Source organism: Lelliottia sp. RWM.1 (assembly GCF_016859735.1).
In the GTDB taxonomy this organism is placed as follows: Bacteria; Pseudomonadota; Gammaproteobacteria; order Enterobacterales; family Enterobacteriaceae; genus Enterobacter.
This window is the reverse complement of record NZ_WLVC01000009.1, coordinates 118579-145102: the sequence shown is the minus strand read 5'-3', so window position 1 is coordinate 145102 and position 26524 is coordinate 118579. Positions and strand designations below refer to the sequence as shown.

Annotated in this window: 27 protein-coding genes and 1 rRNA gene; 21 read left to right on the top strand and 7 right to left on the bottom strand. The window is 52.6% G+C overall.

All coding sequences use genetic code 11. The features are described 5' to 3' along the window. Positions 1-258, bottom strand: a 16S ribosomal RNA gene (locus GF617_RS10155); the annotation flags it as partial. A 723-nt stretch (positions 259-981) separates the two neighbouring features. On the opposite strand from GF617_RS10155, the gene GF617_RS10150 reads away from it, so the two are divergent. Beyond that, complete coding sequence (locus GF617_RS10150; RefSeq protein ID WP_181621914.1) at positions 982-1314, top strand: YkvA family protein; 333 nt, start codon at positions 982-984, stop codon at positions 1312-1314. Then, on the top strand, positions 1298-1534 hold the full coding sequence (locus tag GF617_RS10145; RefSeq protein WP_239006409.1) for a hypothetical protein: 237 nt from the start codon (positions 1298-1300) through the stop codon (positions 1532-1534). Before GF617_RS10150 ends, GF617_RS10145 begins: the two co-directional genes overlap by 17 nt. Before the next feature lie 111 nt (positions 1535-1645). On the opposite strand, the gene GF617_RS10140 is transcribed toward GF617_RS10145, so the two are convergent. Next, on the bottom strand, positions 1646-3160 hold the full coding sequence (locus tag GF617_RS10140; protein WP_239006408.1) for a phosphoethanolamine transferase: 1515 nt from the start codon (positions 3158-3160) through the stop codon (positions 1646-1648). A gap of 327 nt (positions 3161-3487) precedes the next feature. Between GF617_RS10140 and GF617_RS10135 the strand changes: the two genes are divergently transcribed. After that, positions 3488-4441, top strand: coding sequence for a nickel/cobalt transporter (locus GF617_RS10135; protein WP_181621913.1), 954 nt, complete (start codon positions 3488-3490; stop codon positions 4439-4441). A gap of 34 nt (positions 4442-4475) precedes the next feature. On the opposite strand, the gene proP is transcribed toward GF617_RS10135, so the two are convergent. Continuing rightward, on the bottom strand, positions 4476-5978 hold the full coding sequence (gene proP / locus GF617_RS10130; RefSeq protein ID WP_181621912.1) for a glycine betaine/L-proline transporter ProP: 1503 nt from the start codon (positions 5976-5978) through the stop codon (positions 4476-4478). Positions 5979-6626: 648 nt separating this feature from the next. Here proP and kdgT point away from each other — a divergent pair. Continuing rightward, positions 6627-7619 carry a 2-keto-3-deoxygluconate transporter gene (kdgT, locus tag GF617_RS10125; RefSeq protein WP_181621911.1) on the top strand — a complete coding sequence of 331 codons (993 nt, stop codon included), beginning with the start codon at positions 6627-6629 and terminating at the stop codon, positions 7617-7619. A 53-nt stretch (positions 7620-7672) separates the two neighbouring features. Here kdgT and GF617_RS10120 read toward each other — a convergent pair whose 3' ends face one another. Next, entirely contained in the window at positions 7673-8551 is an 879-nt protein-coding gene (locus tag GF617_RS10120) for a diguanylate cyclase regulator RdcB family protein (RefSeq protein ID WP_203451597.1), read from the bottom strand. Further along, a complete protein-coding gene (gene crfC, locus GF617_RS10115; RefSeq protein WP_181621909.1) occupies positions 8548-10902 on the bottom strand; it encodes a clamp-binding protein CrfC in 2355 nt (784 codons plus the stop codon). The genes GF617_RS10120 and crfC overlap by 4 nt, the downstream gene beginning before the upstream one ends. A gap of 598 nt (positions 10903-11500) precedes the next feature. Between crfC and GF617_RS10110 the strand changes: the two genes are divergently transcribed. The 17 genes from GF617_RS10110 (at position 11501) to GF617_RS10030 (ending at position 23724) form a co-directional block, all read left to right on the top strand. After that, positions 11501-11836: a zinc ribbon domain-containing protein YjdM gene (locus GF617_RS10110; protein ID WP_181621908.1), complete on the top strand. Its 336-nt coding sequence runs from the start codon at positions 11501-11503 to the stop codon at positions 11834-11836. A gap of 81 nt (positions 11837-11917) precedes the next feature. Continuing rightward, entirely contained in the window at positions 11918-12349 is a 432-nt protein-coding gene (gene yjdN / locus GF617_RS10105) for a VOC family metalloprotein YjdN (RefSeq protein ID WP_181621907.1), read from the top strand. Between the two features lie 137 nt (positions 12350-12486). Beyond that, complete coding sequence (gene phnC, locus GF617_RS10100) at positions 12487-13275, top strand: phosphonate ABC transporter ATP-binding protein (protein ID WP_181621906.1); 789 nt, start codon at positions 12487-12489, stop codon at positions 13273-13275. A 24-nt stretch (positions 13276-13299) separates the two neighbouring features. Beyond that, positions 13300-14316 carry a phosphonate ABC transporter substrate-binding protein gene (gene phnD, locus GF617_RS10095; protein WP_181621905.1) on the top strand — a complete coding sequence of 339 codons (1017 nt, stop codon included), beginning with the start codon at positions 13300-13302 and terminating at the stop codon, positions 14314-14316. Between the two features lie 73 nt (positions 14317-14389). After that, complete coding sequence (phnE, locus tag GF617_RS10090; RefSeq protein ID WP_181621904.1) at positions 14390-15169, top strand: phosphonate ABC transporter, permease protein PhnE; 780 nt, start codon at positions 14390-14392, stop codon at positions 15167-15169. 20 nt (positions 15170-15189) lie between these two features. Then, positions 15190-15915 (top strand): phosphonate metabolism transcriptional regulator PhnF, encoded by a 726-nt coding sequence (gene phnF / locus GF617_RS10085; protein ID WP_181621903.1) that lies wholly within the window; start codon positions 15190-15192, stop codon positions 15913-15915. Next, positions 15916-16368, top strand: coding sequence for a phosphonate C-P lyase system protein PhnG (gene phnG / locus GF617_RS10080; RefSeq protein WP_203451596.1), 453 nt, complete (start codon positions 15916-15918; stop codon positions 16366-16368). After that, positions 16365-16949 carry a phosphonate C-P lyase system protein PhnH gene (gene phnH / locus GF617_RS10075; RefSeq protein WP_181621901.1) on the top strand — a complete coding sequence of 195 codons (585 nt, stop codon included), beginning with the start codon at positions 16365-16367 and terminating at the stop codon, positions 16947-16949. The genes phnG and phnH overlap by 4 nt, the downstream gene beginning before the upstream one ends. After that, a complete protein-coding gene (locus tag GF617_RS10070; protein WP_181621900.1) occupies positions 16949-18013 on the top strand; it encodes a carbon-phosphorus lyase complex subunit PhnI in 1065 nt (354 codons plus the stop codon). Before phnH ends, GF617_RS10070 begins: the two co-directional genes overlap by 1 nt. After that, entirely contained in the window at positions 18006-18851 is an 846-nt protein-coding gene (gene phnJ, locus GF617_RS10065; RefSeq protein WP_181621899.1) for an alpha-D-ribose 1-methylphosphonate 5-phosphate C-P-lyase PhnJ, read from the top strand. Before GF617_RS10070 ends, phnJ begins: the two co-directional genes overlap by 8 nt. Beyond that, the gene (phnK, locus tag GF617_RS10060; protein WP_181621898.1) at positions 18848-19603 is read left to right on the top strand and encodes a phosphonate C-P lyase system protein PhnK; all 756 of its coding nucleotides are present in this window, start codon (positions 18848-18850) and stop codon (positions 19601-19603) included. The genes phnJ and phnK overlap by 4 nt, the downstream gene beginning before the upstream one ends. Positions 19604-19612: 9 nt before the next feature. Then, complete coding sequence (phnL, locus tag GF617_RS10055; protein WP_181621897.1) at positions 19613-20293, top strand: phosphonate C-P lyase system protein PhnL; 681 nt, start codon at positions 19613-19615, stop codon at positions 20291-20293. After that, entirely contained in the window at positions 20290-21426 is a 1137-nt protein-coding gene (gene phnM / locus GF617_RS10050; RefSeq protein WP_203451595.1) for an alpha-D-ribose 1-methylphosphonate 5-triphosphate diphosphatase, read from the top strand. Before phnL ends, phnM begins: the two co-directional genes overlap by 4 nt. Continuing rightward, positions 21423-21980: a ribose 1,5-bisphosphokinase gene (gene phnN / locus GF617_RS10045; RefSeq protein ID WP_181623664.1), complete on the top strand. Its 558-nt coding sequence runs from the start codon at positions 21423-21425 to the stop codon at positions 21978-21980. The genes phnM and phnN overlap by 4 nt, the downstream gene beginning before the upstream one ends. Next, complete coding sequence (gene phnO, locus GF617_RS10040) at positions 21967-22401, top strand: aminoalkylphosphonate N-acetyltransferase (protein ID WP_181621895.1); 435 nt, start codon at positions 21967-21969, stop codon at positions 22399-22401. The genes phnN and phnO overlap by 14 nt, the downstream gene beginning before the upstream one ends. A gap of 8 nt (positions 22402-22409) precedes the next feature. Further along, the gene (gene phnP / locus GF617_RS10035) at positions 22410-23168 is read left to right on the top strand and encodes a phosphonate metabolism protein PhnP (protein WP_181621894.1); all 759 of its coding nucleotides are present in this window, start codon (positions 22410-22412) and stop codon (positions 23166-23168) included. Between the two features lie 73 nt (positions 23169-23241). Further along, positions 23242-23724, top strand: a complete 483-nt coding sequence (locus GF617_RS10030; protein ID WP_203451594.1) for a hypothetical protein — start codon at positions 23242-23244, stop codon at positions 23722-23724. Here GF617_RS10030 and yjdP read toward each other — a convergent pair. Together yjdP and GF617_RS10020 are read right to left on the bottom strand one after the other, a co-directional pair. Next, on the bottom strand, positions 23721-24041 hold the full coding sequence (gene yjdP, locus GF617_RS10025) for a DDRRRQL repeat protein YjdP (RefSeq protein WP_203451593.1): 321 nt from the start codon (positions 24039-24041) through the stop codon (positions 23721-23723). The two genes, GF617_RS10030 and yjdP, sit on opposite strands and share 4 nt — an antisense overlap. Before the next feature lie 69 nt (positions 24042-24110). Next, positions 24111-26393: an ATP-binding protein gene (locus GF617_RS10020; protein ID WP_203451592.1), complete on the bottom strand. Its 2283-nt coding sequence runs from the start codon at positions 26391-26393 to the stop codon at positions 24111-24113. Positions 26394-26524: the final 131 nt, after the last annotated feature.

The window sequence follows — 26524 nt, the reverse complement described above, 5'->3', positions numbered from 1 at the left end:
CCCCACCTACTAGCTAATCCCATCTGGGCACATCTGATGGCAAGAGGCCCGAAGGTCCCCCTCTTTGGTCTTGCGACATTATGCGGTATTAGCTACCGTTTCCAGTAGTTATCCCCCTCCATCAGGCAGTTTCCCAGACATTACTCACCCGTCCGCCGCTCGTCACCCGGGAGCAAGCTCCCTGTGTTACCGCCCGACTTGCATGTGTTAGGCCTGCCGCCAGCGTTCAATCTGAGCCATGATCAAACTCTTCAATTTAAGTTTGATGCTCGTGAATTAAACTTCGTAATGAATTACGTATGTTCACTCAGAGACTTGGTATTCATTTTTCGTCTTGCGACGTCAAGAATCCATGTCACTTTGAGTGCCCACACAGATTGTCTGATAAATTGTTAAAGAGCAGGTGCGACACGCTTTAGCGCTCTGTCGCGAGGTGGCGTATATTACGCTTTCCTCTTTCAGAGTCAACCCGTTATTTCAGGATTTTTCTCTTCATCCGACCGGGTTGTTTGTGAAGTGATTCACATCCGCCGTGTCGATGGAGGCGCATTATAGGGAGTTCTCATCAGGCCGCAACCCTTAAATTGCAGAAAAATGACTGACTGCTGCATTCCACAGCAAAACACCGCCTTATACCCTTTTGCTCACAGACTTATCCACAATCATCGTTGTTTTCGGCCACATTCCAGGGTGATGAGGCTCAACACGGTATGAATTTACGCACTCCATCGCCGCGATACATTCATTAATGTGCAGCAAGCACACCAGTATATAGAGGTACATATAGAAGAAAGCGTGGCGCTACGATTTTCACTGTCCAGATGTTTCTCCAGCAAGGCTATGCCGGATTTAGTTAAAGCCATCGCTATTCTGGTCGAAAATGAAATAAGGATGACTGACATTTATCGTCAGCCAGCTCCAGCACTATAGAAAAGCGATAAACCGATAACACCGTGAAAAAGACAAGCAAAGGGGAAACGAATGGCTATAGAGATAGATGATTACAACGAAGAGGGTTTTTGGGCAAAAGCGAAAATGTATTGCAAGAGCATTGGCCGCACTTCCCTTGAGCAGGTGTTTACCCTGTATTACGCCCTGGAGAGTGAAAAATGCTCAACCAAAGATAAGACGATCATTTACGGTGCACTCGCTTATCTTGTATCGCCAATTGACCTGATTCCTGATTTAACGCCAGTTTTAGGATACACAGATGATATGGCTATGATCGCTGCGGCTCTTGTCGCTGTCACAGGATGCATTGATGATGTCGTAAAAGGAAAAGCAAAGGGGAAAGCAGATGAGCTTTTTGACTAAAATGAGAGATACACTCTTACCCGAAGCAACAAAAGAAAAAATCATTAAACATCAAGTGAAAAAACAGATTAATAACAAGCTTGGCCTTAATGGTGCGTTAGATACGCATGTTGATAAGTTGGCCGAAAAAGTTTTTGAAAAAGTAGATGCCTCTACGGTGTTCAAAGCTAAAGATATGTTTGACAAGTTGAAAGCTGCACCAAAAGACGAAAACAAGTAATCACTCTCGAATGACAATCCTGGCAAGGTCATGCCTGGCCTTTGTCTCGTCAATCGTGCTGACTACCTGCTGAAGCCGATTCTATTTTCATCGCCTTCAGCAGGCCCGAGATTAATGGATGATCGGATTGTTCTTCAAACCCTGATACTCAGTGAGCTTGCCACCGTCAAAAACAGTAATGTTTCCACTGGTAGCCTGTTCCGGGGAATGGGCCGTCACCTTATCGGAGCTAAAACCGGACAACCACTCAAATATAGAGATGAACTGTCTTGCACTGATGGGTTTGTCAGAAGTGATGTGCTTATCGCTGTCACTGGTGAAAATGAAGAAGGGGACATTATAGTTCTGTCGGGCATCATTACCGTGGCGCACCGGGCGATCGCTTTCATCAACCGTCATACCATGATCGGAAAAGTACACCAGCGCGTAAGACTCCCCACTTTGGTTCAGTATCTGGACAGCACGTTCCAGGAAGAGATCGAGTTTCTGTAATGTCGCGAGGTAACAATTGAATTTTTCCTGATGACTTATTCTTATATTCACCGGGAATCCATTCAATCTTTCACAGGTATCAGGGTGAGAGCCTATCATGTGCAGAAAAACAGCATTACGATCATGCTCTTTATTGTTGATGATACTGCTCAACTGCTTCAGTAGATCCATATCATCGGTATTGTTAGCGTTGTAATCACCCTTTTTAAAAAAGACTTCATGCTGTGCATTTTTCGCAATAATCGTACTTGGCGTGTCAAATTCGCCGACAAACCCCTGATTAGAAATCCAGTGAGTGTACAAGCCTGCTTTTTTTGCCAGCGCAACAATATTGTTATTCTCTTCGGTTTTTATGCCGTCACTCACTGTCAGTGTTCGCGGTAACGACATAAAGGTATTTGGGGCTGATGATACATAGTTTGAATAGAAATACCCCGGAGCATGATTCAGCCACGGTGTGGTGTCATGCTGGTATCCATATACCGATAAGTAATCCCTGGTAACACTTTCCCCGACAACAACAATAATATTCTTATACCTCTGATGATTATCGACCACCGTGAAATCATCAGGAACCTGGCTATAGCTCTCAAGCTTTTTCAGCTCAGCATTTGCCTGCTTTACGTACTCGGTTGTGAGAAAAAGCATACGTTTAGGATAGGCATTAAGGTTTATCAGAACAAACGCAATGAGATATAACCAGCTGTATTTTTTACCAAAATCCTGACCATTTTTTGCAAACATGTAGAGTGAAGCAATGGCCAGGAACATCAGAAACCATGCAGCAAAGCTTGTCCCACGCAAAAATTCAGATAGCTCCCCGGTATTTGTTTGCAATGCCGATATTACATAACCATAACTTATCCTGCCAAAATTAATACCTACAGGTATATATAGTGAAATAAAGAATAAGACGAGGCACGATACATAAAATGTCACCCTGTTCTTTCTGGAAAGATAAAGTGTAACAAAGGTTAATATTGAGCTACCAAACCCTTTATAGCCAATACAGATCGGAATGACTATTGATACAACGATAGCAGGGAATAACCACATGAGTGTATCTTTAAGGTCTGTACTTTTATGTTTCATACGAAATGAATGACCAAGACGGTTTAATAAACTATTGAACATCCCGTTGCCTTGCTGTGAAAAAATGAATGAGTAAATATTATTTGAATAAAAAAGCGGCGGACACTATACCTTGTTATACCGCCGGTGTGTAGAGTCTGAACACAATAAGCCCAGCCAACCAGAAAAGCCCTGGATTCCCTTTATCCCTTGATATACACCATTAATTAATAGATACCCGACAAGATATAACGTCTGTCTACCCTTATTTATAGTAGTATTTCATCAGTGCTAAAATGATCGAATGCCGATATAGACATCAACGTCAATGGACGCAAAACGTCCGCTCCCGCTATACTTTTCCTAAATTTTCTCGTCACAGGCCCTCCCATGACCACACAACGTCTGACGCGTGACTGGCGCATCCCCACTGCCGGGTTAATCGTGCTGGTACTTTTATTCGCGGGCTTAACTCTACACACTCACTGGAATGTTTTTATTCAATGGTGTCTTGCCACGCAAATCACTCTACATCGCTATCTGGTGATGTATTTACTGCAGCTCAATAACCATCAGTACAGCGGAGGGCTATGGTTACTGACTGGCGCATTCTTCTATGGCGTACTCCATGCTATCGGGCCGGGACATGGCAAGTTTATTGTCACCACGTATCTGAGCACCAATAAAGAAAGCCAACTCGCAGCACGCGTCGTACCGTTTATCGGTAGCCTGATGCAGGGCGTCAGCGCCATTCTGTTCGTCTTTATTCTGGCCATCGGGTTTAATCTGGCATCAGGGGATCTCAGTACCAGTCGCTGGTATGTGGAGAAAATCAGCGCCGTTCTTATTGGCGCGTTCGGCGCATTTGTCATTTATCAGGCACTCAAGACTTTGCGCCCACGAAAAATGACCATCAGTTCGCTCAAACCAGTACATCAGCATGACGAACACTGTGGCTGCGGCCATCACGGCGTCGGTGCGGACCTGACAAAAGGTGACTGGAAAACCCGGCTGGGCGTGATTCTGGCCATTGGCGCGCGACCATGCAGTGGCGCAATTATGATTCTGATGTTCTCAAATGCGCTGGGCATTGTGACCTGGGGTATTGCGGCCGTCATGACCATGGCGCTGGGAACGGCGCTGTCTATTATGGGATTATCGCTGGCAGTAAGGTATGCCCGTGAACGAACGGTGGCCTGCTTCGGTGGCAATTCTGCACTCAACTGGCTGGTTCCAGCCGTCAAAATTGTGGGTGGCGTGATGTTGATTCTGTTCGCGGTCGTCCTGTTCCTGACAGTCATCCCCATGAGTGCTAACGGGGACTATATCGCAGCCGGATGCTAGTCAAAGAAAACCCGCCAGCGGCGGGTTTTTTGTCTTACTCGTTAATCCGTGGATGCTGATCCACCAGACGTGAACGCTTCTCCTGCAACGCTTCTATCTCAGCATCAAGATCTTCAATTTTCTGCTCGATATTGTCGTGATGCTCACGCAGGATCTCTTTCGCTTCCTGAAGGTCAGATGCCGCAGGCGTAGCTCCTTTCAGCGGCAGATTTGCCGTTTCCTTCATGGTAATACCGGTAATCAAACCAATCACCGCGATAACCATCAGATAGTAGGCTGGCATCATCAGGTTCTGCGTACTCTCCACCAGCGAGGCGGCAAGTGTCGGCGTCAGACCGGCAATCAGTACCGAAATGTTAAAGGCTGCCGCCAGGGCACTATAACGAATGTGCGTCGGGAACATCGCCGGTAGCGACGAAGCCATCACCCCTGTGAAGCAGTTAAGGATCACCGCAAGCATCAGCAAGCCGGCAAAAATCAGCCCCAGCACATTACTGTTAATCAGCATAAAGGCCGGGATTGCCAGCAGTAACAGCGCAACACTGCCCATAATCACAAACGGGCGACGACCAAAGCGGTCACTCAACAGCCCCATCACCGGCTGCACAAACAGCATCCCAATCATGATGGCGATGATAATCAATACGCCGTGATCTTCCGAGTAGTGCAGGTTATGCGACAGGTAGCTCGGCATGTAGGTCAACAGCATGTAGTAGGTAACGTTGGTGGAAATCACAAGACCAACACAAGCCAGCAGGCTGCGCCAGTGCTTGGTTGCAATCTCCCTGAACGAGATTTTTGGACCTTCCTGTAAACCTTCACGGTCACCCTGTTCCAGCTTATCAACATGCTGCTGGAACGCAGGCGTCTCCTCAAGCGCATGACGCAGGTAAAGGCCAATCAGCCCAAGCGGTAGCGCCAGGAAGAACGGAATACGCCAGCCCCAGTCAAGGAAGTTCTCCTCTCCGACGAGAGTCGACAGCAGAACAACCACGCCCGCGCCAAGCACAAACCCGGCAATAGAGCCAAAGTCCAGCCAGCTTCCCATAAAGCCACGTTTACGGTCTGGCGAGTATTCCGCAACAAAGATCGATGCGCCCGTATATTCTCCCCCAACGGAGAATCCCTGTGCCATTTTACACAGCAACAACAGGATCGGCGCCCAAATGCCAATCGAGGCGTAAGACGGTATCAGGCCGATACAAAACGTACTGACTGACATGATCACAATGGTGATAGCCAGTATCTTTTGGCGACCGTATTTATCGCCCAGCATGCCGAAGAACAGGCCACCTAAAGGTCGAATCAGGAAGGGAACGGAGAACGTACCCAGAGCTGCAATCATCTGCACGCTGGGATCTGCACCAGGGAAGAACACTTTACCGAGTGCGTAGGCCACAAAACCATAGACACCAAAATCGAACCATTCCATCGCATTACCGAGCGAGGCGGCGGTGATTGCTTTGCGTAACTTTCCGTCATCGATAATCGTGACATCGCGAAGCGTGATGGGTTTTACCTTTTTCCTTTTAAGCATTGCTATCCTCGTAGACTGAGCCCTGTCCGCACCACAGTATATTTTGCGGTCTGTGGACCTGGTGAGCGCCTCTTGCGCATCTCCTCTTCAAGCGTAGCAGGTTTACTTACATTGACGTTTTACGTCGATACAACCGAACCTGTTGACGCCTGCCTGGGCAGTTAATGACCTCTTTACCCTACCAGTGTTTATATTTGTGATCAACTTCACACATATTCCCCCTCTTCGTCAGCTGTGTTCAGTATTTGTCAATTTTCGCTTACTACAGCCCTCAGCCTTTCGGGAAAAGCAATATCCTCCCGGACGTTATTATTTCCTTCAGAACAAAAAATAAACCACATTTATTCACAACCAATTCACAGAAATTTTAATTATCGAATATCAATTCTAATGTTTACATAAAATATGTGACACGCATAACTAAAACATTGTTTTATTTTCATTGAATCGCAATTCCAATGATCGCATTATAAAACTGAATTCACCACTTTTGGTGCTTTCGATTGAAGGGTAATTGAATGCACTTACTTAATTTTTTTGCATGGATAACGAAATGCTCGACGGAGCAGTCGATCAATTCATTGAATTAATTGATTTATTTTTTTGACATCTCCGCCAGTTACGCGGGATATGATGTGAGGGTTAAACATGAAAATCAAAGCCACGATAGAACGTATCCCTGGCGGAATGATGCTGGTTCCGCTAGTGCTAGGCGCAATCTTAAATACTCTTGCGCCGAATACAGGTGCTTATTTTGGTGGTTTCACAAAAGGGATGATTACAGGAACAGTACCGATTCTGGCGGTATGGTTCTTCTGTATTGGTGCGTCCATTAATTTACGCGCAACGGGTACGGTTTTGCGTAAATCCGGAACGTTAGTTATTACCAAAATTGCAGTCGCATGGGTTGTCGCGATGATCTGCGCCGTATTTATTCCTGAAAATGGCGTGCAAACCGGTTTCTTTGCAGGGTTGTCCGTACTGGCAATTGTCTCTGCTATGGATATGACTAACGGCGGTCTGTACGCCAGCCTGATGAACCAATACGGAACGAAAGAGGAGTCGGGCGCATTTGTTCTGATGTCTCTGGAGTCAGGCCCGCTGATGACCATGCTGATACTGGGATCGGCCGGTCTGGCCTCGTTTGAACCTCACCATTTCGTCGGTGCAGTTCTGCCCTTCCTGATCGGTTTTGCGCTGGGTAATCTGGATCACGACCTGCGTGATTTCTTCAGCAAAGCAACCCCGGTACTGATTCCATTCTTTGGTTTCGCACTGGGTAACACCATCAATCTGAATGTGATCCTCGATACCGGTCTGCTGGGGATTGTTCTGGGCGTTGCCGTTATCATCATCACGGGTATTCCGCTGATTATTGCCGACCGCGTGATTGGTGGAGGAAACGGGACGGCTGGTGTCGCAGCCTCATCAGCCGCAGGTGCTGCCGTAGCAAACCCGGTGATCATCGCGCAGATTAACCCCGCCTTCGAACCGGTCGCCGCATCAGCGACAGCCCTGGTTGCCGCCAGCGTAATTGTCACAGCAATCCTGGTTCCGATTATTACGGCACTGTATGCCAAACGGTTCGGCAATGTTCCTGAACAAGGCGTCGAGCAAAAAACGGTAGAAATGCATCACTAAAACACTGCCCCCTCATCCTCTTTCTTTATGGAGAGAAGATGAGGGGAAAACCTTCATCCACCAAATATCTCTTCGACCATCGCCCCCACCAGGCGTTTCGCTGAACACAATCTCGGCATCCCTAATGCCACTGTTTGCCAGTTCTGCGTCACCGACCAGCTCACCGGATGCTTATCGGCATGACACCAGTCCCCCAGCCAGCCCAGCATATCTTTATGATCCATTAATCCAGGGGAAGCAGGTGTAGTCAGCCACTGATGATAAAAGTGGCGTGTGGCGGGAGAAGCATTTATCCCCTGAGCAAGGTAATTTGACGCCATGCTACAAAGGTTATCCTTGAGCATTTCAGCCACATCATCATTCGCAAGGCGACAGGCATCACCAAATGCCCCCCAACGCAACTCTTCCAGTGCGATATAGCAACGCCCAGCCAACGACCAGCCATCATAGTGTCCGGCTCGCCAGCGAGTAAAAATCTGCTCACTATGCTCGCCTGCCTGCACCGTTAACCCGCGCTGAGACAAGGCTTTTTCTTTATAGGCTGCACGCTGGTTAAAATGTGAAGAGAGGTCGTCGTATTGCTGCATCAGGCCCGGAGATTGCGGTGTACGCGGGTTTGTCTGCTGACGCAGTGCCGTCAGTTTTTCGGTCATCCGGGTGAGCGCCAGATGCCCGGGATCAAGCATTCCAGCCAGTTTTTCGGCCAACCCGAGGCGCAATGCCACATTTTCGTTGAGCATTCCCGCCATCGCCCAGGGCCGCAGCCGAGTGTGCGTCATGATCTCCTGAGTTAAACGCTCACGAAACTGCAGCTGTTGCGGCCCCAAAGGGGTATGACGCACAGCGTCCACCCCCTGAACCAGATCGACCATAAATTTAGGATGAATACACTCCAGCGTCCGCCCGGGACCGTCCAGTAGTTGTGTTGTCATGGTTGCTCTGCCGCGAATAGAGTTTGAATATCATCGCGTAACAGTCGGGTATCTTCCTGAATCCACGTCGCAGTCGTAAGACTTTGCTTCAACAGCTGGCTGAGCCCCCGAGTGGAATGCTCATTTTGCTGGCGTACTGCGAGGCTATCACGCAAGCTTTCCTGTAACCCGGTCAGGCACAACGAAAATTCCGCAAAAAACGTTGCCATACCTGCCGTAACAGAGACATCGACCTGAGCGGCCAAAGCTTTACGAATTTGTTCACAAAACTGATCAATATGTTGCTTAAATTTGTCATGAAGCTGAGCGATATCGATAACATATCGGGTCCGCGTCACCACGTAATCTTCCCAGCCCCAACCCGGATTATTCAGCCAGCGAGAAACCGTCTCCCGCATACTGCCCGCACCGGAAGCCTGACCAGCAGGCCGGTTATCCAGCGCTATCGCATCGTTAAACAACGCACGCGTATTAAAGTTAAGCTGATTAGCCTGAAATGCCGGGAAGCTAATCCGCGCCCGAAAACCGGCATGACTGAGCTGCTCTTTAATGCGTGTCTCAATGGGGCGCATCGCCTCATTCAGAGATCGCGCCAGCGTGGACTCCAGTTGATCAAAGCGTAATGCCAGTTCACGGCTGATTTTATTCTGCACATCCAGCATGATCAGCTCGCAGGAAGAACGGATCTTACTCAGCACAATTTGCGCCTGGCCTTCATCCTCCAGCACCAGTTGCTTCATATCCTCCGGTGCACTGCTGCGCAGATTCAGGGGATCAATACCTGCCAGATCAAGAACATTATCGCTGCTGAACACATGAGCAATCGCCTGCTGAAGCGTGCTCTTTTGCTGCGCAATAAAGCTATCCGTTGCGCTCAGCGCCTGCTCAACTTCATGCTCGACTTCATCGCTCACCACTGCCTGACGCGTTTGCAGCAGCGTCATATCCTCTTCCAGACGGGCAATATTAAGCTGCAGTTCGTCAAAGGCCACCGTCAGACCCTGGTAGCGAAAATCGAGATACTCCCTGGCATTTTGCGCATAGTTCAGCAGTTTGTGCGATGCAGAACGCAAGGCAAACAACGAGGCATTGGCATACGCGGCATAGATCAACTTACGGATCGGTTGCTCAAATAAAGAGTCTTCCCACAGCAGGTCGGCGGCATGACGAATATGTTCGATATCATCCAAATCAGCCGTACGCCAGCGGCGGCCCAGTGCGGCCTCGGCGAAATCCTGAACCCAACGCTGCTCCTGATGATCGGGAAGATGTCCGTTAGCGGTCATTTCATAGCGCGCGCGGTTTGCCAGATAAGCCCACATCGACGAAACAGGGTAAATTTGCCCCGGCGAAATATTGCCTTTCATTAGCGTGCCAGAAATCATCGCCCGCACCTGCTCTTCATCATCGCTGTTGCGGTCTTTCTGATCGAATTTATTCACCAGCGCATACAACGGGACGGATTTCCCGACCGCAGAAATGGCCTGGCGAACCTCTTCATCAGAAATGGATTTCAGTTGGGTGTAATCCATTACGGCCAGCACTGCAGAGGCTCGCGCAAGCTGCTCACTGAGCATTTTTTGCAGATGCGGTTGCCCGGCTTCATTTGGCCCTGGGGTATCGAGCAACGTCAGTTGCCCCAAATGCGCATCCAGACCAGCAAGATGCACAAACTCCACCTCAATGACCGGTATATGCTCAATGGCGGCATATTCTGAAAACGGGAAATCGACACCCAGCGCCAAAGAAAGTCGCACCAAATCGTTAAGACTCTTCAGGCAATGAAATATGGGTTGCGCACCAAGATGATGCTTTTCAAAAGCCTCACCTTTTTCAATACGCTCCAACAACGCATTCATGTCTTTATCAATTTCCAGACGCTGCGCCAGTTTTCCCCGATCATAATCGCACAGTCGTTGCTGCAATTGCTGAAGCAATGTATCTATCGGAGATACATGTAAAAAATGCAGTACCGGCTCTTTCTGGCCCGGTGTATGGCGAATCAATGTGGGTAATGCCGTCATCGGACGGTTGCGGTTCGGGAGGACTTCCGTCCCAACGATGGCATTAATCGTGGTCGACTTACCGGCCTTCATGGTCCCGACAATCGCCAACACCATTTCAAGGCGGGTAATTTTCCGTAATTCATTATTCAGCATCGCTTGCTGCGCTTCGACACCACGCGTACTGAAATGCAAAGGTAAAACGTTGTTATTTTCGCCAGTTATCGCCGCTGTAGTGCTATCCAGCATCGCAATCGGCATTGATTTCAACGTATCAAGATTCTGCAAGGCGAGTTGTAGCAACCGCTCTGCTTCCTGGCTTAATTCAAAAATGGTCTGTGTGTGCATGATAAAAGCCTTCCCTTAACGCAAATTTAATACTTTTATTAAGCCACTTCGTTTTAATTATGCTGTTTCGGCTTATATGATCACGTGTGGAAAACATGTTCACTTAAATATAACTAATTGATGGCAATCAGAAATATATTCCCATCGTTGTATAGCGTGTAATACTTCCCCCTTTGGCCAGATAGCCAAAAGATAAAAAGCGTAGCTCAATTTCAGGAAACTTCAGGATATATCATCATTATTTACCCACCTAAAAAGAGAGGTAATTCACCACTGTCATTTGAGGCAAGACAGTAGAAGCAATGGATAAATAACAACGTGTTGCTTCACCTTATCCGAAATGGGAGAGTGTAGCAATTTGCTGCAATAAAATATTCGATATATTTAGTGCCATTTCTTTCCACCTTCTTAAGGGTGTTAGCATCGCTTAACTGACTGACAGGAAATGTCATCCCATCTCTGTTTTTTGCACTTTTTTATAAAACGATATCACCGACAAAAGTGTGGATTTGCGCTATACTTGCCGCCTTTTTCGGCTCTATGCCGCCTTTTAGCTGGCTCTTTCCAGCGTGATAAGCACTTTTTTGAGGATACCGACATGCAACTCCCACACTGCCCGAAATGCAATTCTGAATACACTTATGAAGATAACGGCATGTTCATCTGCCCGGAATGCGCACATGAATGGAATGACGCAGAGCCCTCGCAGGAGAGCGATGTACTGACCGTCAAAGATGCGAACGGTAATCTGCTGGCCGACGGCGACAGCGTTACCGTGATTAAAGATCTGAAAGTGAAAGGCAGCTCTTCAATGCTGAAAATCGGCACGAAGGTGAAGAATATTCGTCTGGTAGAAGGCGATCATAATATTGACTGCAAAATTGACGGCTTTGGCCCGATGAAGCTGAAATCTGAGTTCGTGAAAAAGAACTGATTTTCCAGGCCCGGTGGCGCTTCGCTTACCGGGCCTGCCAGAACTACACTTAACGAGCTTCTCTTACCTGAGGTAACGATTATGCCGTTAAGTCCCTACATTGCTTTCGCCGGTAACTGCACAGAGGCCACCGCCTTTTATCAGCAGGCCGTCGGCGCAGAACTCCTCTACAAAATCACCTTCGGTGAAATGCCAAAAGACGAACACAGCGAAGAAGGCTGTCCGTCCGGCATACAATTCCCGGATTCCGCCATTGCCCATTCCAATGTCCGTATCGCAGGCAGCGATATCATGATGAGCGACAGCTTGCCTGATGGAAAAGCACACTACAGTGGTTTTACCCTGGTCCTCGATACCCAGGATGTGGCAGAAGGTAAACGCTGGTTCGATAATCTGGCCCTGGGTGGCACTATTGAAATGGCCTGGCAGGAAACGTTCTGGGCCCACGGATTCGGTAAAGTCACTGATAAATATGGTGTTCCATGGATGATTAACGTCATCAAACAGCACTAAGATGTTGGCGGTGGGCAGTCTGCCTCCGCCTGTCATCATTTCCCCCTCAACTCTTCAAACTTCCGCAACCCGCACTTAACCGAAATGTCACATTGATCCGCCAGCATGAGGCCACATTTATCGTGAGGCTTCATCACATGCAAACTGTTATCCGCGTCGAGAAACTCAGCAAGACCTTTCATCATAACAAGGCTCTGCATGCCGTTGATCTGACCGTCCAGCAGGGCGAAATGGTGGCGCTGCTGGGGCCATCCGGCTCAGGTAAATCAACCCTTCTGCGTCATTTAAGTGGGCTTATCACCGGCGATAAAACCCCGGAAAGCCACGTTGAGCTGCTGGGTAACACCGTCCAGCGTGCAGGGCGCCTGGCGCGTGATATCCGCAAAAGCCGTGCGCAGACAGGCTACATCTTTCAGCAATTCAACCTGGTGAACCGTCTGACGGTGCTGGAGAACGTACTTATCGGCGCGCTCGGCAGTACACCGTTCTGGCGCACCTGCCTGCGCTGGTTCTCCCCCTCTCAGAAACAGCAAGCCTTGCAGGCGCTGACCCGCGTAGGCATGGCGCACTTTGCCCATCAGCGTGTTTCCACCCTGTCCGGTGGGCAACAGCAACGCGTCGCCATTGCGCGTGCCCTGATGCAAAAAGCAAAAGTGATCCTGGCGGATGAGCCTATTGCCTCGTTAGACCCAGAATCAGCCCGCATCGTGATGGAAACCCTGCGCGACATTAACCAGAACGACGGCATTACCGTTGTGGTGACTCTGCATCAGGTGGATTACGCCCTGCGCTACTGCGAACGCATCGTCGCGTTGCGTCAGGGCCATGTGTTCTTTGATGGCGCAAGTCATCAGTTTGATAGCGAACGTTTTGACCATCTCTACCGCAGCATTAACCGCGTCGAAGAGAACGCGCAGGCTGCTTAACTCAACCCGATCCGAGGAAAGTACATGAGCTACAAAGCCGTTGCCGCGCTGGCCTTTACCAGCATGTTCAGCATCAGCACCCTGTTAAGCCCTGCGTACGCGGAAGAACAGGAAAAAGCACTGAACTTCGGCATTATTTCGACGGAATCACAGCAGAATCTCAAACCTCAGTGGGAACCGTTCCTGAAAGATATGGAAACCAAACTGGGCATCAAAGTGAATGCCTTCTTCGCCCCCGATTATGCGGGCATCATCCAGGGTATGCGGTTTAACAAAGTGGATATTGCCTGGTACGGCAACCTCTCCGCCATGGAAGCGGTGGATCGTGCCAATGGTCAGGTCTTTGCTCAAACCGTTGCGGCAGATGGCTCTCCAGGATACTGGAGCGTACTGATCGTCAACAAAGACAGTCCCATCAATAACCTCAACGACATGCTCGCCAAACGTAAAGATCTGACGTTTGGCAACGGCGATCCTAACTCCACGTCAGGCTTCCTGGTTCCGGGCTATTACGTTTTCGCCAAAAATAATGCCTCTGCCAGTGACTTCAAACGCACCGTGAATGCCGGTCACGAAACCAACGCGCTGGCAGTCGCAAACAAACAGGTCGATGTTGCGACAAACAACACTGAAAACCTCGACAAACTGAAAGTCTCTGCGCCGGACAAACTGAAAGAACTGAAGGTTATCTGGAAATCGCCACTGATCCCTGGCGACCCGATCGTGTGGCGTAAAAACCTTTCCGAGAGCACCAAGGACAAGGTGTACGACTTCTTCATGAATTACGGCAAAACACCGGAAGAGAAAACCGTTCTGGAGCGTCTGGGCTGGGCGCCATTCCGTGCATCAAGCGACCTTCAACTGGTTCCGATTCGCCAACTCGCCCTGTTTAAAGAGATGCAGGGCGTGAAGGATAACAAAGGTCTTAAGGAAGAAGAGAAGACCAGCAAAGTGTCTGAAATTCAGGCGAAGCTGGAAGACCTGGATCGTCTGACCGCGGCGCTGAGCGCCATGACCAGCGTGAATAAAGCGGTTCAGTAACTTTTAGCCCTCACGCAGCCCTCTCCCCAAGGGGAGAGGGCTGCGTGAGGGACATAAACCAAAGGTGTCACACATGCAAACCATCACCGTCCCGCCACCAAAACGCAGCTGGTTCTCCCTGATTAGCTGGGCCATTCTGCTGGCAGTGCTTGTTATCTCCTGGAAGGGTGCGGAAATGGACCCGCTGATGCTGGTCAAAGATTCCGGCAACATGGCGACCTTCGCCGCCGATTTCTTCCCGCCAGACTTTAGCCAGTGGCAAGACTATCTCGGTGAAATGGCCGTCACGATGCAAATCGCCGTCTGGGGCACAGCCCTTGCCGTTATTCTCTCCATTCCGTTTGGCCTGATGAGCGCCGAAAACATCGTCCCCTGGTGGGTTTACCAGCCAATGCGTCGCCTGATGGATGCCTGTCGCGCGATCAATGAAATGGTCTTCGCGATGCTGTTCGTGGTCGCCGTAGGACTTGGTCCTTTCGCGGGCGTGATGGCGCTGTTTATTCACACCACCGGCGTCCTCTCCAAGCTGCTGTCAGAAGCCGTTGAAGCCATCGAACCCGGCCCGGTCGAGGGGATTCGCGCGACGGGTGCAAACAAAATCGAAGAGATCCTCTACGGCGTATTGCCGCAGGTGATGCCACTGCTCATCTCCTACTCACTCTATCGCTTTGAATCCAACGTCCGATCCGCAACGGTGGTCGGTATGGTCGGCGCAGGCGGAATTGGCGTCACCCTGTGGGAAGCGATTCGCGGTTTCCAGTTCCAGCAAACCTGTGCCCTGATGGTGCTCATTATCATCACTGTCAGCCTGCTTGATTTCCTCTCTCAACGTTTGCGTAAGCATTTCATCTGAGAAGCGAGGCTTTGATTTATATGCACGTATCCAGACATCCGACCAGTTACCCTACCCGCTGGCAAGAGATTGCCGCAAAACTCGAAGTCGAGCTGCGCACGCAATATCGCTGTGGTGATTATCTGCCCGCCGAGCAGCAGCTTGCCGACCGCTACGAAGTGAACCGTCACACCTTGCGCCGCGCCATCGACCAGCTGGTTGAACGCGGCTGGGTACAGCGCCGTCAGGGCATTGGCGTACTGGTGCTGATGCGCCCGTTTGACTACCCGCTCAATTCTCAGGCGCGCTTTAGTCAGAACCTGCTCGATCAGGGCAGCCATCCCACCAGCGAAAAACTGCTCTCAGTCTTGCGCCCCGCGTCCAGCCATGTAGCGGATGCGCTCGGTATTCAGGAGGGCGATAACGTAGTGCACCTGAGAACACTGCGCCGGGTGAATGGTGTGGCGGTATGTCAGATCGATCACTACTTTGCCGACCTTACCCTCTGGCCAGTGTTGCAGAATTTCTCCAGCGGATCGCTGCACGACTTTCTGCGGGATGCCACCGGTATTGCACTCAAACGAACCCAGACGCGCATCAGTGCCCGCCGCGCTCAGGCGAAAGAGAGCAAAGTGCTGGAGATCCCAAACATGGCTCCCCTGCTCTGTGTTCGCACCCTTAACCACCGTGACGGCGAGGTCAACGCAACGGAATACTCCGTCAGCCTGACCCGCGCCGACATGATTGAATTCACCATGGAGCACTGAATGTCAGTCGACACCTCCACTCGCCAGCGCTGGATGAGCGTACTTGCCAAAAGTCAGCCAGCCGCGCTGCAAACCCGCATGCATGCCCTGCATCTGACGCCAGACTATACGACCATTCGCGCGCCGGAAATTGGCCTGGTTCAGATCCAGGCGCGTATGAGCGGCACAGGAGCGCGTTTTTTTGCCGGTGATGCCACCCTCACCCGCGCCGTTGTCCGCCTGAAAAGCGGGACACTGGGCTACAGCTATGTCCTGGGTCGCGATAAACAGCACGCTGAGCGCTGTGCAGTTATCGATGCACTTTTGCAGGAACAGACCCATTTTCAGACCCTGATGGAAACCTTAATTGCCCCGCTGGAAGCTGACCACGCTGCACGCACTGCTGCACGTCAGGCCGAAGTGAACACCAGCCGGGTCGACTTCTTTACGCTTGTTCGCGGAGATAACGCATGACGCTTCAACCTGCTTTTACCCTGGCCGTCCAGGATGCCCAACACAGTTTTCGCCGTCTGCTGAAGGCCATGAGCGAGCCTGGCGTCATTGTCTCGCTTCACCCGCTTTCACAAGGCTGGCTGCCGCTGAGCCTCGCGACCACCAGCGTCTTACTCACGCTGGCAGACAATGACACCCCGGTATGGCTCTCTGCCGCGCTGGCGAACGATATCGCCAGACAGAACCTGCGTTTTCACACCAGCGCGCCGTTGGTTGAACAACCGCAACAGGCCATATTTGCCGTGGCGGATGAACAAATTAGCCACGAACAGCTTAACGCCCTTTCCACAGGATCGGCCGTTGCACCGGAAACCAGCGCCACGCTGATTTTGCAGGTCGCCAGCCTGAGCGGAGGACGTATGCTGCGTCTGACTGGCGCGGGGATCGCCGATGAACGCATGGTCGCGCCACAGTTGCCGGAGTGCATCATTCATGAGCTGACCGAACGTCCACACCCGTTCCCGCTGGGTATCGACCTGCTCCTGACCTGCGGCGAACGCCTGCTGGCTATTCCACGAACCACCCATGTGGAGGTGTGCTGATGTACGTTGCTGTCAAAGGGGGCGAAAAGGCGATAGCCGCCGCCCATGCGTTGCAGGAGCACAGACGACGGGGTGATGAGCAGCTTTCCGAGCTGAGCGTTGCCCAGATTGAACAACAGTTAAACCTCGCCGTGGACCGCGTGATGACGGAAGGCGGCATTGCCGACCGGGAACTGGCGGCACTGGCGCTGAAACAGGCCAGTGGCGATAACGTTGAAGCGATTTTCTTGCTGCGCGCCTACCGGACAACGCTGGCTAAGCTGGCAGTCAGCGACCCTGTTGCCACGGCCGACATGCGACTGGAGCGCCGTATTTCGGCGGTCTACAAAGATATCCCCGGCGGTCAGTTGCTTGGCCCGACCTACGACTACACTCACCGCCTGCTGGATTTCACCCTGCTGGCAAACGGTGAATCGCCAGAACTGAAAAAAGCCGCATTTCAACCCCCCCCCTCCCCGCACGTCTTTAGCCTGCTGACAAATCAGGGGCTGGCGAAAGCTGAAGAAGACAACGGAACAACACCCGATGACATCACCCGCACGCCACCGGTTTATCCGTGTTCACGCTCATCACGCCTGCAACAACTGATGCGCGGCGACGAGGGCTACCTGCTGGCGCTGGCCTACTCGACCCAGCGCGGCTACGGGCGCAACCACCCGTTTGCAGCGGAAATACGCAGTGGTCACGTCGATGTCACCATCGTTCCGGAAGAGCTGGGTTTTGCCGTCAACATCGGTGAACTGCTGGTGACAGAATGCGAAATGGTGAACGGCTTCGTCGCCCCGGAAAACGAAGCTCCACATTTTACGCGTGGCTATGGGCTGGTGTTTGGCATGAGTGAACGCAAGGCGATGGCGATGGCGCTGGTCGACCGCGCCCTGCAAGCCCCGGAATACGACGAAACCATTTCAGGCCCGGCACAGGATGAAGAGTTTGTGCTGGCGCATGCAGATAACGTTGAAGCCGCCGGGTTTGTCTCGCACCTCAAATTGCCGCATTACGTCGATTTTCAGGCCGAACTGGAACTGCTGAAACGCCTGCAACGGGAGCGCGAACATGGCTAATTTGAGCGGGTATAACTTTGCCTATCTGGATGAGCAAACCAAACGGATGATCCGTCGCGCCATTTTAAAAGCGGTTGCTATTCCGGGCTATCAGGTTCCGTTTGGCGGCCGTGAAATGCCCATGCCATACGGCTGGGGAACCGGCGGGATCCAGCTTACCGCCAGCGTGATTGGCGAAGCCGATGTGCTGAAGGTCATCGATCAGGGCGCAGATGACACCACCAACGCCGTGTCGATCCGTAATTTCTTCAAACGGGTCACCGGGGTGAATACGACGGAAAAAACTGAGGATGCGACGCTGATCCAGACTCGCCACCGCATTCCAGAAACACCACTCACCGAAGACCAAATCCTGATTTTTCAGGTTCCTATCCCGGAGCCATTGCGTTTTATCGAGCCGCGTGAAACTGAAACCCGCACCATGCACGCCCTGGAAGAGTACGGCATCATGCAGGTGAAGCTGTATGAAGATATCGCCCGCTTCGGCCATATCGCCACCACCTACGCCTACCCGGTGAAAGTCAACGGACGCTACGTTATGGACCCATCACCGATCCCGAAATTCGATAACCCCAAAATGGACATGATGCCTGCGCTCCAGCTCTTCGGGGCCGGGCGCGAAAAGCGTATCTACGCTGTGCCGCCCTATACCCGCGTGGAGAGTCTCGATTTTGACGACCATCCCTTTACGGTTCAGGAGTGGGACGAACCTTGCGCCATCTGCGGTTCGAAACACAGTTACCTGGATGAAGTGGTGCTGGATGATACGGGCAAGCGCATGTTTGTCTGTTCCGACACCGATTTCTGCCGCCAACAGAGCGAGGCGAACAGCCAATGAAACCGCTGCTTTCGGTGAATAACCTGAGCCATTTATATGCGCCAGGAAAAGGCTTCAGCGATGTGTCGTTCGAGCTGTGGCCAGGGGAAGTGCTGGGAATTGTCGGGGAATCCGGATCCGGCAAAACCACACTGCTTAAATCGATTTCCGCCCGCCTTACCCCACAAAACGGGGAGATCCTCTACGAAGGCCAGTCGCTGTACGGAATGAGCGAAGCCGAACGACGTCGCTTGCTGCGCACCGAGTGGGGCGTGGTGCATCAACATCCGATGGACGGTCTGCGCCGTCAGGTCTCGGCGGGCGGCAATATTGGCGAACGGCTGATGGCAACGGGCGCGCGTCACTACGGCAATATCCGCGCAACGGCGCAACAGTGGCTCGAAGACGTGGAGATCCCCGCATCACGTATTGATGACCTGCCAACCACCTTCTCCGGCGGTATGCAGCAGCGCCTGCAAATCGCCCGCAACCTGGTGACCCACCCAAAGCTGATGTTTATGGATGAACCCACCGGGGGGCTGGATGTCTCCGTTCAGGCACGCCTGCTGGACCTGCTGCGCGGCCTGGTGGTGGAACTGAATCTGGCGGTGGTGATTGTCACCCATGATTTGGGCGTTGCACGCCTTCTGGCCGACCGTCTGCTGGTAATGAAACAAGGCCAGGTGGTGGAAAGTGGGCTAACTGATCGCGTACTCGACGACCCACACCATCCGTACACCCAGTTGCTGGTGTCGTCCGTTTTGCAGAACTAAGAGGCCAACATGATCCGCGTAGAAAACGTGAGTAAGACCTTTGTACTCCACCAGCAAAACGGCGTGCGTCTGCCGGTACTGCAACATGCCACGATGAATGTCAAAAGCGGCGAATGTGTGGTGCTGCACGGTCATTCCGGCAGTGGAAAATCGACGCTGCTGCGTTCGCTCTATGCCAACTATCTGCCGGACGAAGGCCACATTCACATTCGCCATGGTGATGAATGGGTCGATCTGGTTCAGGCTCCTGCGCGGAAGGTGCTGGATGTCCGCCGTTCAACGATCGGCTGGGTGAGCCAGTTTTTGCGGGTGATCCCCAGGATCTCCGCACTCGACGTCGTCATGCAACCCTTGCTGGATCTGGGCGTCCCGCGTGAAACCTGCGCCGCCAAAGCCGCCAGCCTGCTGACTCGCCTGAACGTACCAGAACGCTTATGGCATCTGGCGCCTTCCACCTTTTCCGGGGGCGAGCAACAGCGCGTCAATATCGCCCGTGGTTTTATCGTCGATTACCCGATTTTACTCCTGGATGAACCCACCGCCTCGCTGGACAGCAAAAACAGCGCAGCCGTGGTTGAACTGATTGAACAAGCCAAAGCGCGCGGAGCAGCGATCGTCGGGATCTTCCACGACGCAACTGTCCGCGATCGTGTGGCAGACCGTCTCTATGCGATGGGAGTCGCACCATGATTATCAATAACGTAAAACTGGTTCTGGAAAACGAGGTGATCGACGGATCGATTGAGGTACAGGACGGAGTGATCCGCGCGTTTGCTGAATCGCAAAGCCGTTCTCCTGAGGCGATGGATGGCGAAGGCGGTTGGCTGTTGCCGGGTCTGATTGAACTGCATACCGATAACCTGGATAAATTCTTTACGCCGCGCCCGAAAGTCGACTGGCCTGCTCATTCAGCGATGAGCAGCCACGATGCGCTGATGGTCGCCAGCGGTATTACGACCGTTCTGGACGCAGTGGCGATTGGCGATGTCCGCGATGGTGGCGATCGACTGGAAAACCTGGAGAAGATGATCAACGCGGTGGAAGAGACGCAAAAGCGGGGTCTGAACCGCGCCGAGCACCGGCTTCATATGCGCTGCGAACTTCCTCATCACACCACCCTGCCTCTGTTTGAAAAGCTGGTCGGGCGCGAGCCTGTCACGCTGGTCTCGCTGATGGACCACTCCCCTGGCCAACGCCAGTTCGCCAATATCGAAAAATATCGCGAGTATTATCAGGGCAAATATTCGCTCACCAATGAGGAGATGGCGCGCTACGAGGAAGAGCAACTCGCGCTGGCCGCCCGGTGGTCACAGCCAAACCGCCTCGCCATTGCTGCCCTGTGCCGGGATCGTCATATCGCGTTAGCCAGCCACGACGACGCGACCCACGAACATGTTCACGAATCCCATCAACTTGGCAGCGTGATCGCCGAATTTCCCACCACCTTTGCAGCCGCAGAAGCCTCACGCCAACACGGCATGAACGTGTTGATGGGCGCACCTAACATCGTGCGTGGCGGTTCACACTCCGGGAACGTCGCCGCCAGCAAACTGGCCGCACTGGGTTTTCTGGATATTCTCTCCTCCGATTACTACCCCGCCAGCCTGCTGGATGCTGCGTTCCGTGTCGCGGACGACGACGAAAATAGTTTTTCTCTGCCGCAGGCTATTCGCCTGGTGACAAAAAACCCGGCTGAGGCGCTACATCTTCAGGATCGCGGGGTGATTGGGGAAGGCAAACGGGCAGATCTGGTGCTGGCACATCGCAAAGGCGATCACGTTCATATCGACCACGTCTGGCGTCAGGGAAAAAGGGTGTTCTGATGGGAAGACTGATCTGGTTAATGGGGCCATCCGGCTCCGGAAAAGACAGCCTGCTGTCGGCGTTACGGCAGCGAGAACATACCCAGCTACTGGTCGCGCATCGCTACATTACCCGCGCAGCGAACGCCGGAAGTGAAAACCATATTTCACTGAGCGAACAGGAATTTTTTACCCGCGCCGGACAAAACCTACTGGCACTCAGCTGGCATGCGAATGGCTTCTACTATGGTGTGGGCGTGGAGATAGATCTGTGGCTCCATGCCGGATTTGACGTGCTGGTGAACGGCTCCCGCGCTCACCTTGCGCAGGCGCATGCCCGCTATGAAGCCGCATTACTTCCCGTTTGTTTACAGGTATCGCCCGATATTCTGCGCCAACGCCTGCAAAACCGTGGGCGAGAGAGTGCGCGCGAGATCGACCTGCGCCTGGAGCGCGCGGCACGGTATACCCCTTCTGACTGCCATATCCTCAACAACGACGGAAGTTTGCTACAGTCAGTCGATAATTTTTTATCACTGATTCGCCAGAAGGAGAAACACCATGTCTGCCTGTGAACTTCGCCGCGCCGGGCCTGATGATGCACTTGCGGTTTACGCTCTGATTTGCGAACTCAAGCAAGCCGAATTTGACCGACAGGCCTTTCATGCCGGCTTTATTGCCAACCTTCAGGACCGCAATATGCACTATCAGCTGGCGCTACTGGATGGGCATATCATCGGCATGATTGGACTGCATTTACAGTTTCATCTCCACCATGCGAGGTGGATCGGTGAGATCCAGGAGTTGGTAGTGATGCCGCAAGCACGTGGACTGAAAGTCGGTAGCCAACTGCTGGCGTGGGCTGAGGACAAAGCTCGCCACGCCGGTGCGGAATTAACGGAACTGTCTACCAGCGTGAAGCGTGTAGACGCACACCGTTTTTATGTGCGTGAAGGCTACACACAGAGCCACTTTCGCTTTACCAAACCGCTGTAGAGGTGGATATGAGTTTGACGATCACGTTGACGGGAACTGGTGGCGCTCAGCTTGTGCCCGTGTTTGGCTGCGACTGCGCGGCATGCCGTCGGGCACGTTTGCAAGTCAATCACCGCCGTCGCCCCTGTAGTGCGGTGGTCAAATTCAACAACGCAGTGACACTGCTGGATGCGGGGCTTCCGGACCTGATGGACGACTGGCCTGCGGGCAGCTTCCAGCAGTTTTTGCTCACCCATTACCATATGGACCATGTGCAGGGGTTGTTCCCGCTACGCTGGGGAGTCGGCGCAACCCTTCCGGTCTACGGCCCGCCGGACGACGCTGGCTGCGATGACCTGTTTAAACACCCCGGAATTCTGGATTTTAGCCACACGGTCGAGCCCTTTGTGGTCTTCGAGCTACAGGGATTACGGGTGACACCATTGCCGCTCAACCACTCAAAACTCACCTTTGGTTATTTACTGGAAAGCGCCCACAGCCGTGTGGCATGGCTCTCCGATACCGCCGGACTGCCTGAAAAAACAGTGAAGTTCCTGCTCAATAACCAGCCGCAGGTCATTATTATCGACTGTAGCCATGCCCCGCGTGATGAAACGCCCGGCAACCACTGTGATTTAAATACGGTGATTGCATTGAATAACGTGATTGGCTGTCCGCAGGTGATTCTGACCCATATCAGCCACCAGTTTGACGTATGGCTCATGGATAACCCGTTGCCGGAAGGGTTCGAAGCGGGGTATGACGGAATGGTGCTGGCGCTGGATTAACGCCACTTCACTGTCTCTTCACTTATGCTGATTATCCTCCCCCTTCAACGTGAATACTCTGAAGGGGAATGCTATGACAAAAACACGCCGTATTATCCATCACGCTTGCTGGTTTGCTTTATTAGCCCCACACGCTGGTGTGCCCGTTGCCATTGTCGGTAAAGTGCTCACCAGTTCTTACACGCCAGGACAACTCCTCCTGCAAATCCTCAGCGTCTTACCGCTGTTTATGGCATTAACCTGGATTGTAGGTGGTCTCGCAGCCCTGCTGACCGGCATAGCTGCGGCATGCTTTCCTCAACGTATCTATCACTCTGCCTGGCGAAGAACGCTTGCCTGCGGTGCGATCGGCGCGGTTATCGCCTCTTTTTGCTGGTTGCTGATCATCAAAGAGCTTCCCCCTGATTTTCTCTGGATGTCGACCGGCCCTGGACTGTTGGCCGGGCTAATCATGGGCTGGGCTGTGCCGTATCTCCCGTTTCGTGGCGAGCAGACGGATGGCATGCAAGCCAAAACGGTTTCCATCGCGCACGAAGAAACCGCACCTGACCGTTAACGATCGTCACTCTCTTCCAGCCTTCGTTCGTCGTCTTCAAGCTGTCGTCTGTCATCATCAAGCCGACGCTGACGCTCGTCTAAACGGCGGCGTCGGTCTTCAAGCTGTCGGCGACGATCGTCATACTGCCTGCTGTCATTCCGACGGCTGTCATCATAACGATCTCCGTCATCATTACTGCGGCTACTGCTGGGGTTATAGGCATCGTTGATCGCCTGCTGAATATTGCCGATGGCATCATCTACAATATCGGCGTGAGCCAGTTGACTGGTTAAAGACAGCAAACCCAATAACAGAGCGGTAGAGTAACATTTCATAAAGCCAGTCTCGCAGGGGGGCTGGCTTTACAGTAAACAGCAGCAGGTTGCAGAGGTAGCGGAGGAATCTCAATTCGCGGTCACCTTCCGCAGCGCCTGCGCCAGTTGCACGCGGGTAAAAGGCTTGCGCAATAGCGCCACGTCCGGCAACTGTGGGTTATGCGCCGGACGTAAATCCTGGCCGCTCATCAGCAACACGGGAAGATGCGGAAAACGGCTGCGAACATGGTTAATCACCTCCGCACCGCTTAAGTTCCCTGGCAGCATTAAATCACTGATAAACATGCCAATACCCGGCGAGGCTTCCAGCATACTCAGCGCCTGCTCACCGCTTTCCGCTTCGAGCGTTAAATAACCCAGCTGGTGCAGTTGCTCACACAGCGTCTGGCGAACATCAGCCTCATCCTCCAGTACCAGAACCAACTGGTCGCTTGGCTCTGAGGCCGTCGCAGTCCGTATTTCTTCCCTGGGTACGGCCAGCAGCGTAGAACGTGGCAGTTGCAAGCGGACGGTTGTCCCCTGCCCTGGCGCACTTTCAATTTCCACCCGTCCACCGGACTGGCGCACAAATCCGTAGACCATCGACAACCCTAGTCCACTGCCGCTTCCGGTCTGTTTAGTGGTAAAGAACGGTTCGAAAACCTGGGACTTCACCTCCTGCGACATCCCCGTTCCGTGGTCGATCACTTCCAGCGCCACCATGTCCTGCTTGCGTCCGTCACTGCGGGTAACACGCTGGTTCCAGGTGCGAATTTTAATGACACCTGTTTGCCCTTCCATCGCGTCGCGGGCGTTCATCACCAAATTGATAATGGCGTTTTCCAGTTGGCTAACATCAATCCAGGCAGACCACGCCGGAGACTGCGCTTCAATATCCAGCGTCAGGGAAGCGGGCAATGAATGGCACATCAGCTCCCCCAGGTTCTCCAGCAGCGGTTTCATCTCCACGGCATGCGGATTGAGGGACTGCTTGCGAGAGAACGCCAGCAGACGCTGAGTCAGCAACGCGCCGCGTTCCGCGGCTTTCAGCGCACGGGTAATGCGCGGTGCATCCGGCGAGGCACGATCCGTCAGCTCCAGGCTACCGATAATCACCGCCAGCAGGTTGTTAAAGTCATGCGCCAGGCCGCCCGTCAGTTGCCCCACGGCTTTCATTTTTTGACTGTGCAACAGCGCCTCTTCCAGCCCCTGGCGCTCAATACGATCGACCTCCATCTGCGAGGTTTTTTCTTTCAGCAGCCGGGTGGTGTGTTCCAGTGACGCGGTGTTGCGGGCAAAAACGTTGAACGCGCGCGCCAGCTCGCCCAGCTCGTCACGGCGTTGCAGGGCGGGGACGGAAACATCCTGCTCGCCGTGCGCTAATCGCGACATTGCGCGGGAAATGGCCGTCAGGTTGGAGCCTAAATTGCGGTAGATATACCAGCAGGCACAGCCGGTGATGATGAGTGCCAGAACGGCGAAAATCGAGATAAAGACGCTGATCGAGCGCAGTTCCTGATGGCTCTGGGCAGTGCGAAGCTGGGATGCCTGAGCCACCTGCTCAACATACTGATTAATATCGCTGTTTAAGATCGCAACCAGCGCCTTAATGTGGAACATATACCAGCTAATCGCCAAATCGCTCTCTTCCAGCTGTTTGGATAAGGGGGCAAGCTTGCGCAGTTCAGCGTTGAAATCGGGAAGGACAAAATCCGCAACAGGCTGCGGAGCCGTTCGTGGCAGAGAGGCCATTACTCCGTTTAATTGCTGAATGGTGGCACGTGGCGAAGGCGTACCTATTGCCGCCACAATCAGCCGATCCATCTCTCCCAGCAGCTGTGCATCTGGTACGTTACCGCCAAAACGACGCTGAATATCCTGTAAATGACGCAAGTAACTCTGGCTTTGATAGAGTGCGCTAAGCAGCGCGTTGCGCTCCAGATGACGGCGTTGCCCCCGCTCCAGCATCTCCGTCACGCTTTGCTGTAATTCATTACTGCGCTGGATAATTCGCGCCACCAGTGCCGGTTCCTGCTGCGCCAGCGGGGCATCAGCCAGTTGTTCCAGAGAGTGACGTAAAGCCATTTGTGTCTGCTTAAGCCTGTCTGCCTCACCTTTGTACTCCAGCGCACCCACCACCTGCGACAACCGCACCGCCGCCGTCGCCACATTGGCAGTATCACGCGCCAGGTTCATGCTGCCGGTCATGTCATCAAGCGTTTGCTGCTGCACCTGCTCCTGGATCTGGCTGGCATGACGAAAGCCCAGTACCGCCACACCGCTCACCATCAACGTCACCGCGACCACCAGCAGGTTGAAAATCAGCAGGCGACCACGGGCGCTGGTGAAAAAAGGGGGACGGCGTGAGGGCATCGCTTCGCTCCGGTGCAGGACGATTTCGTCCCGTAACTGTGATCCATATTAACTATTCATAACTATGACAAATATGAACGGCTTCTGACATTTTGCATTTACGAACCTGTGATGAAGTGCGGATATCGAGC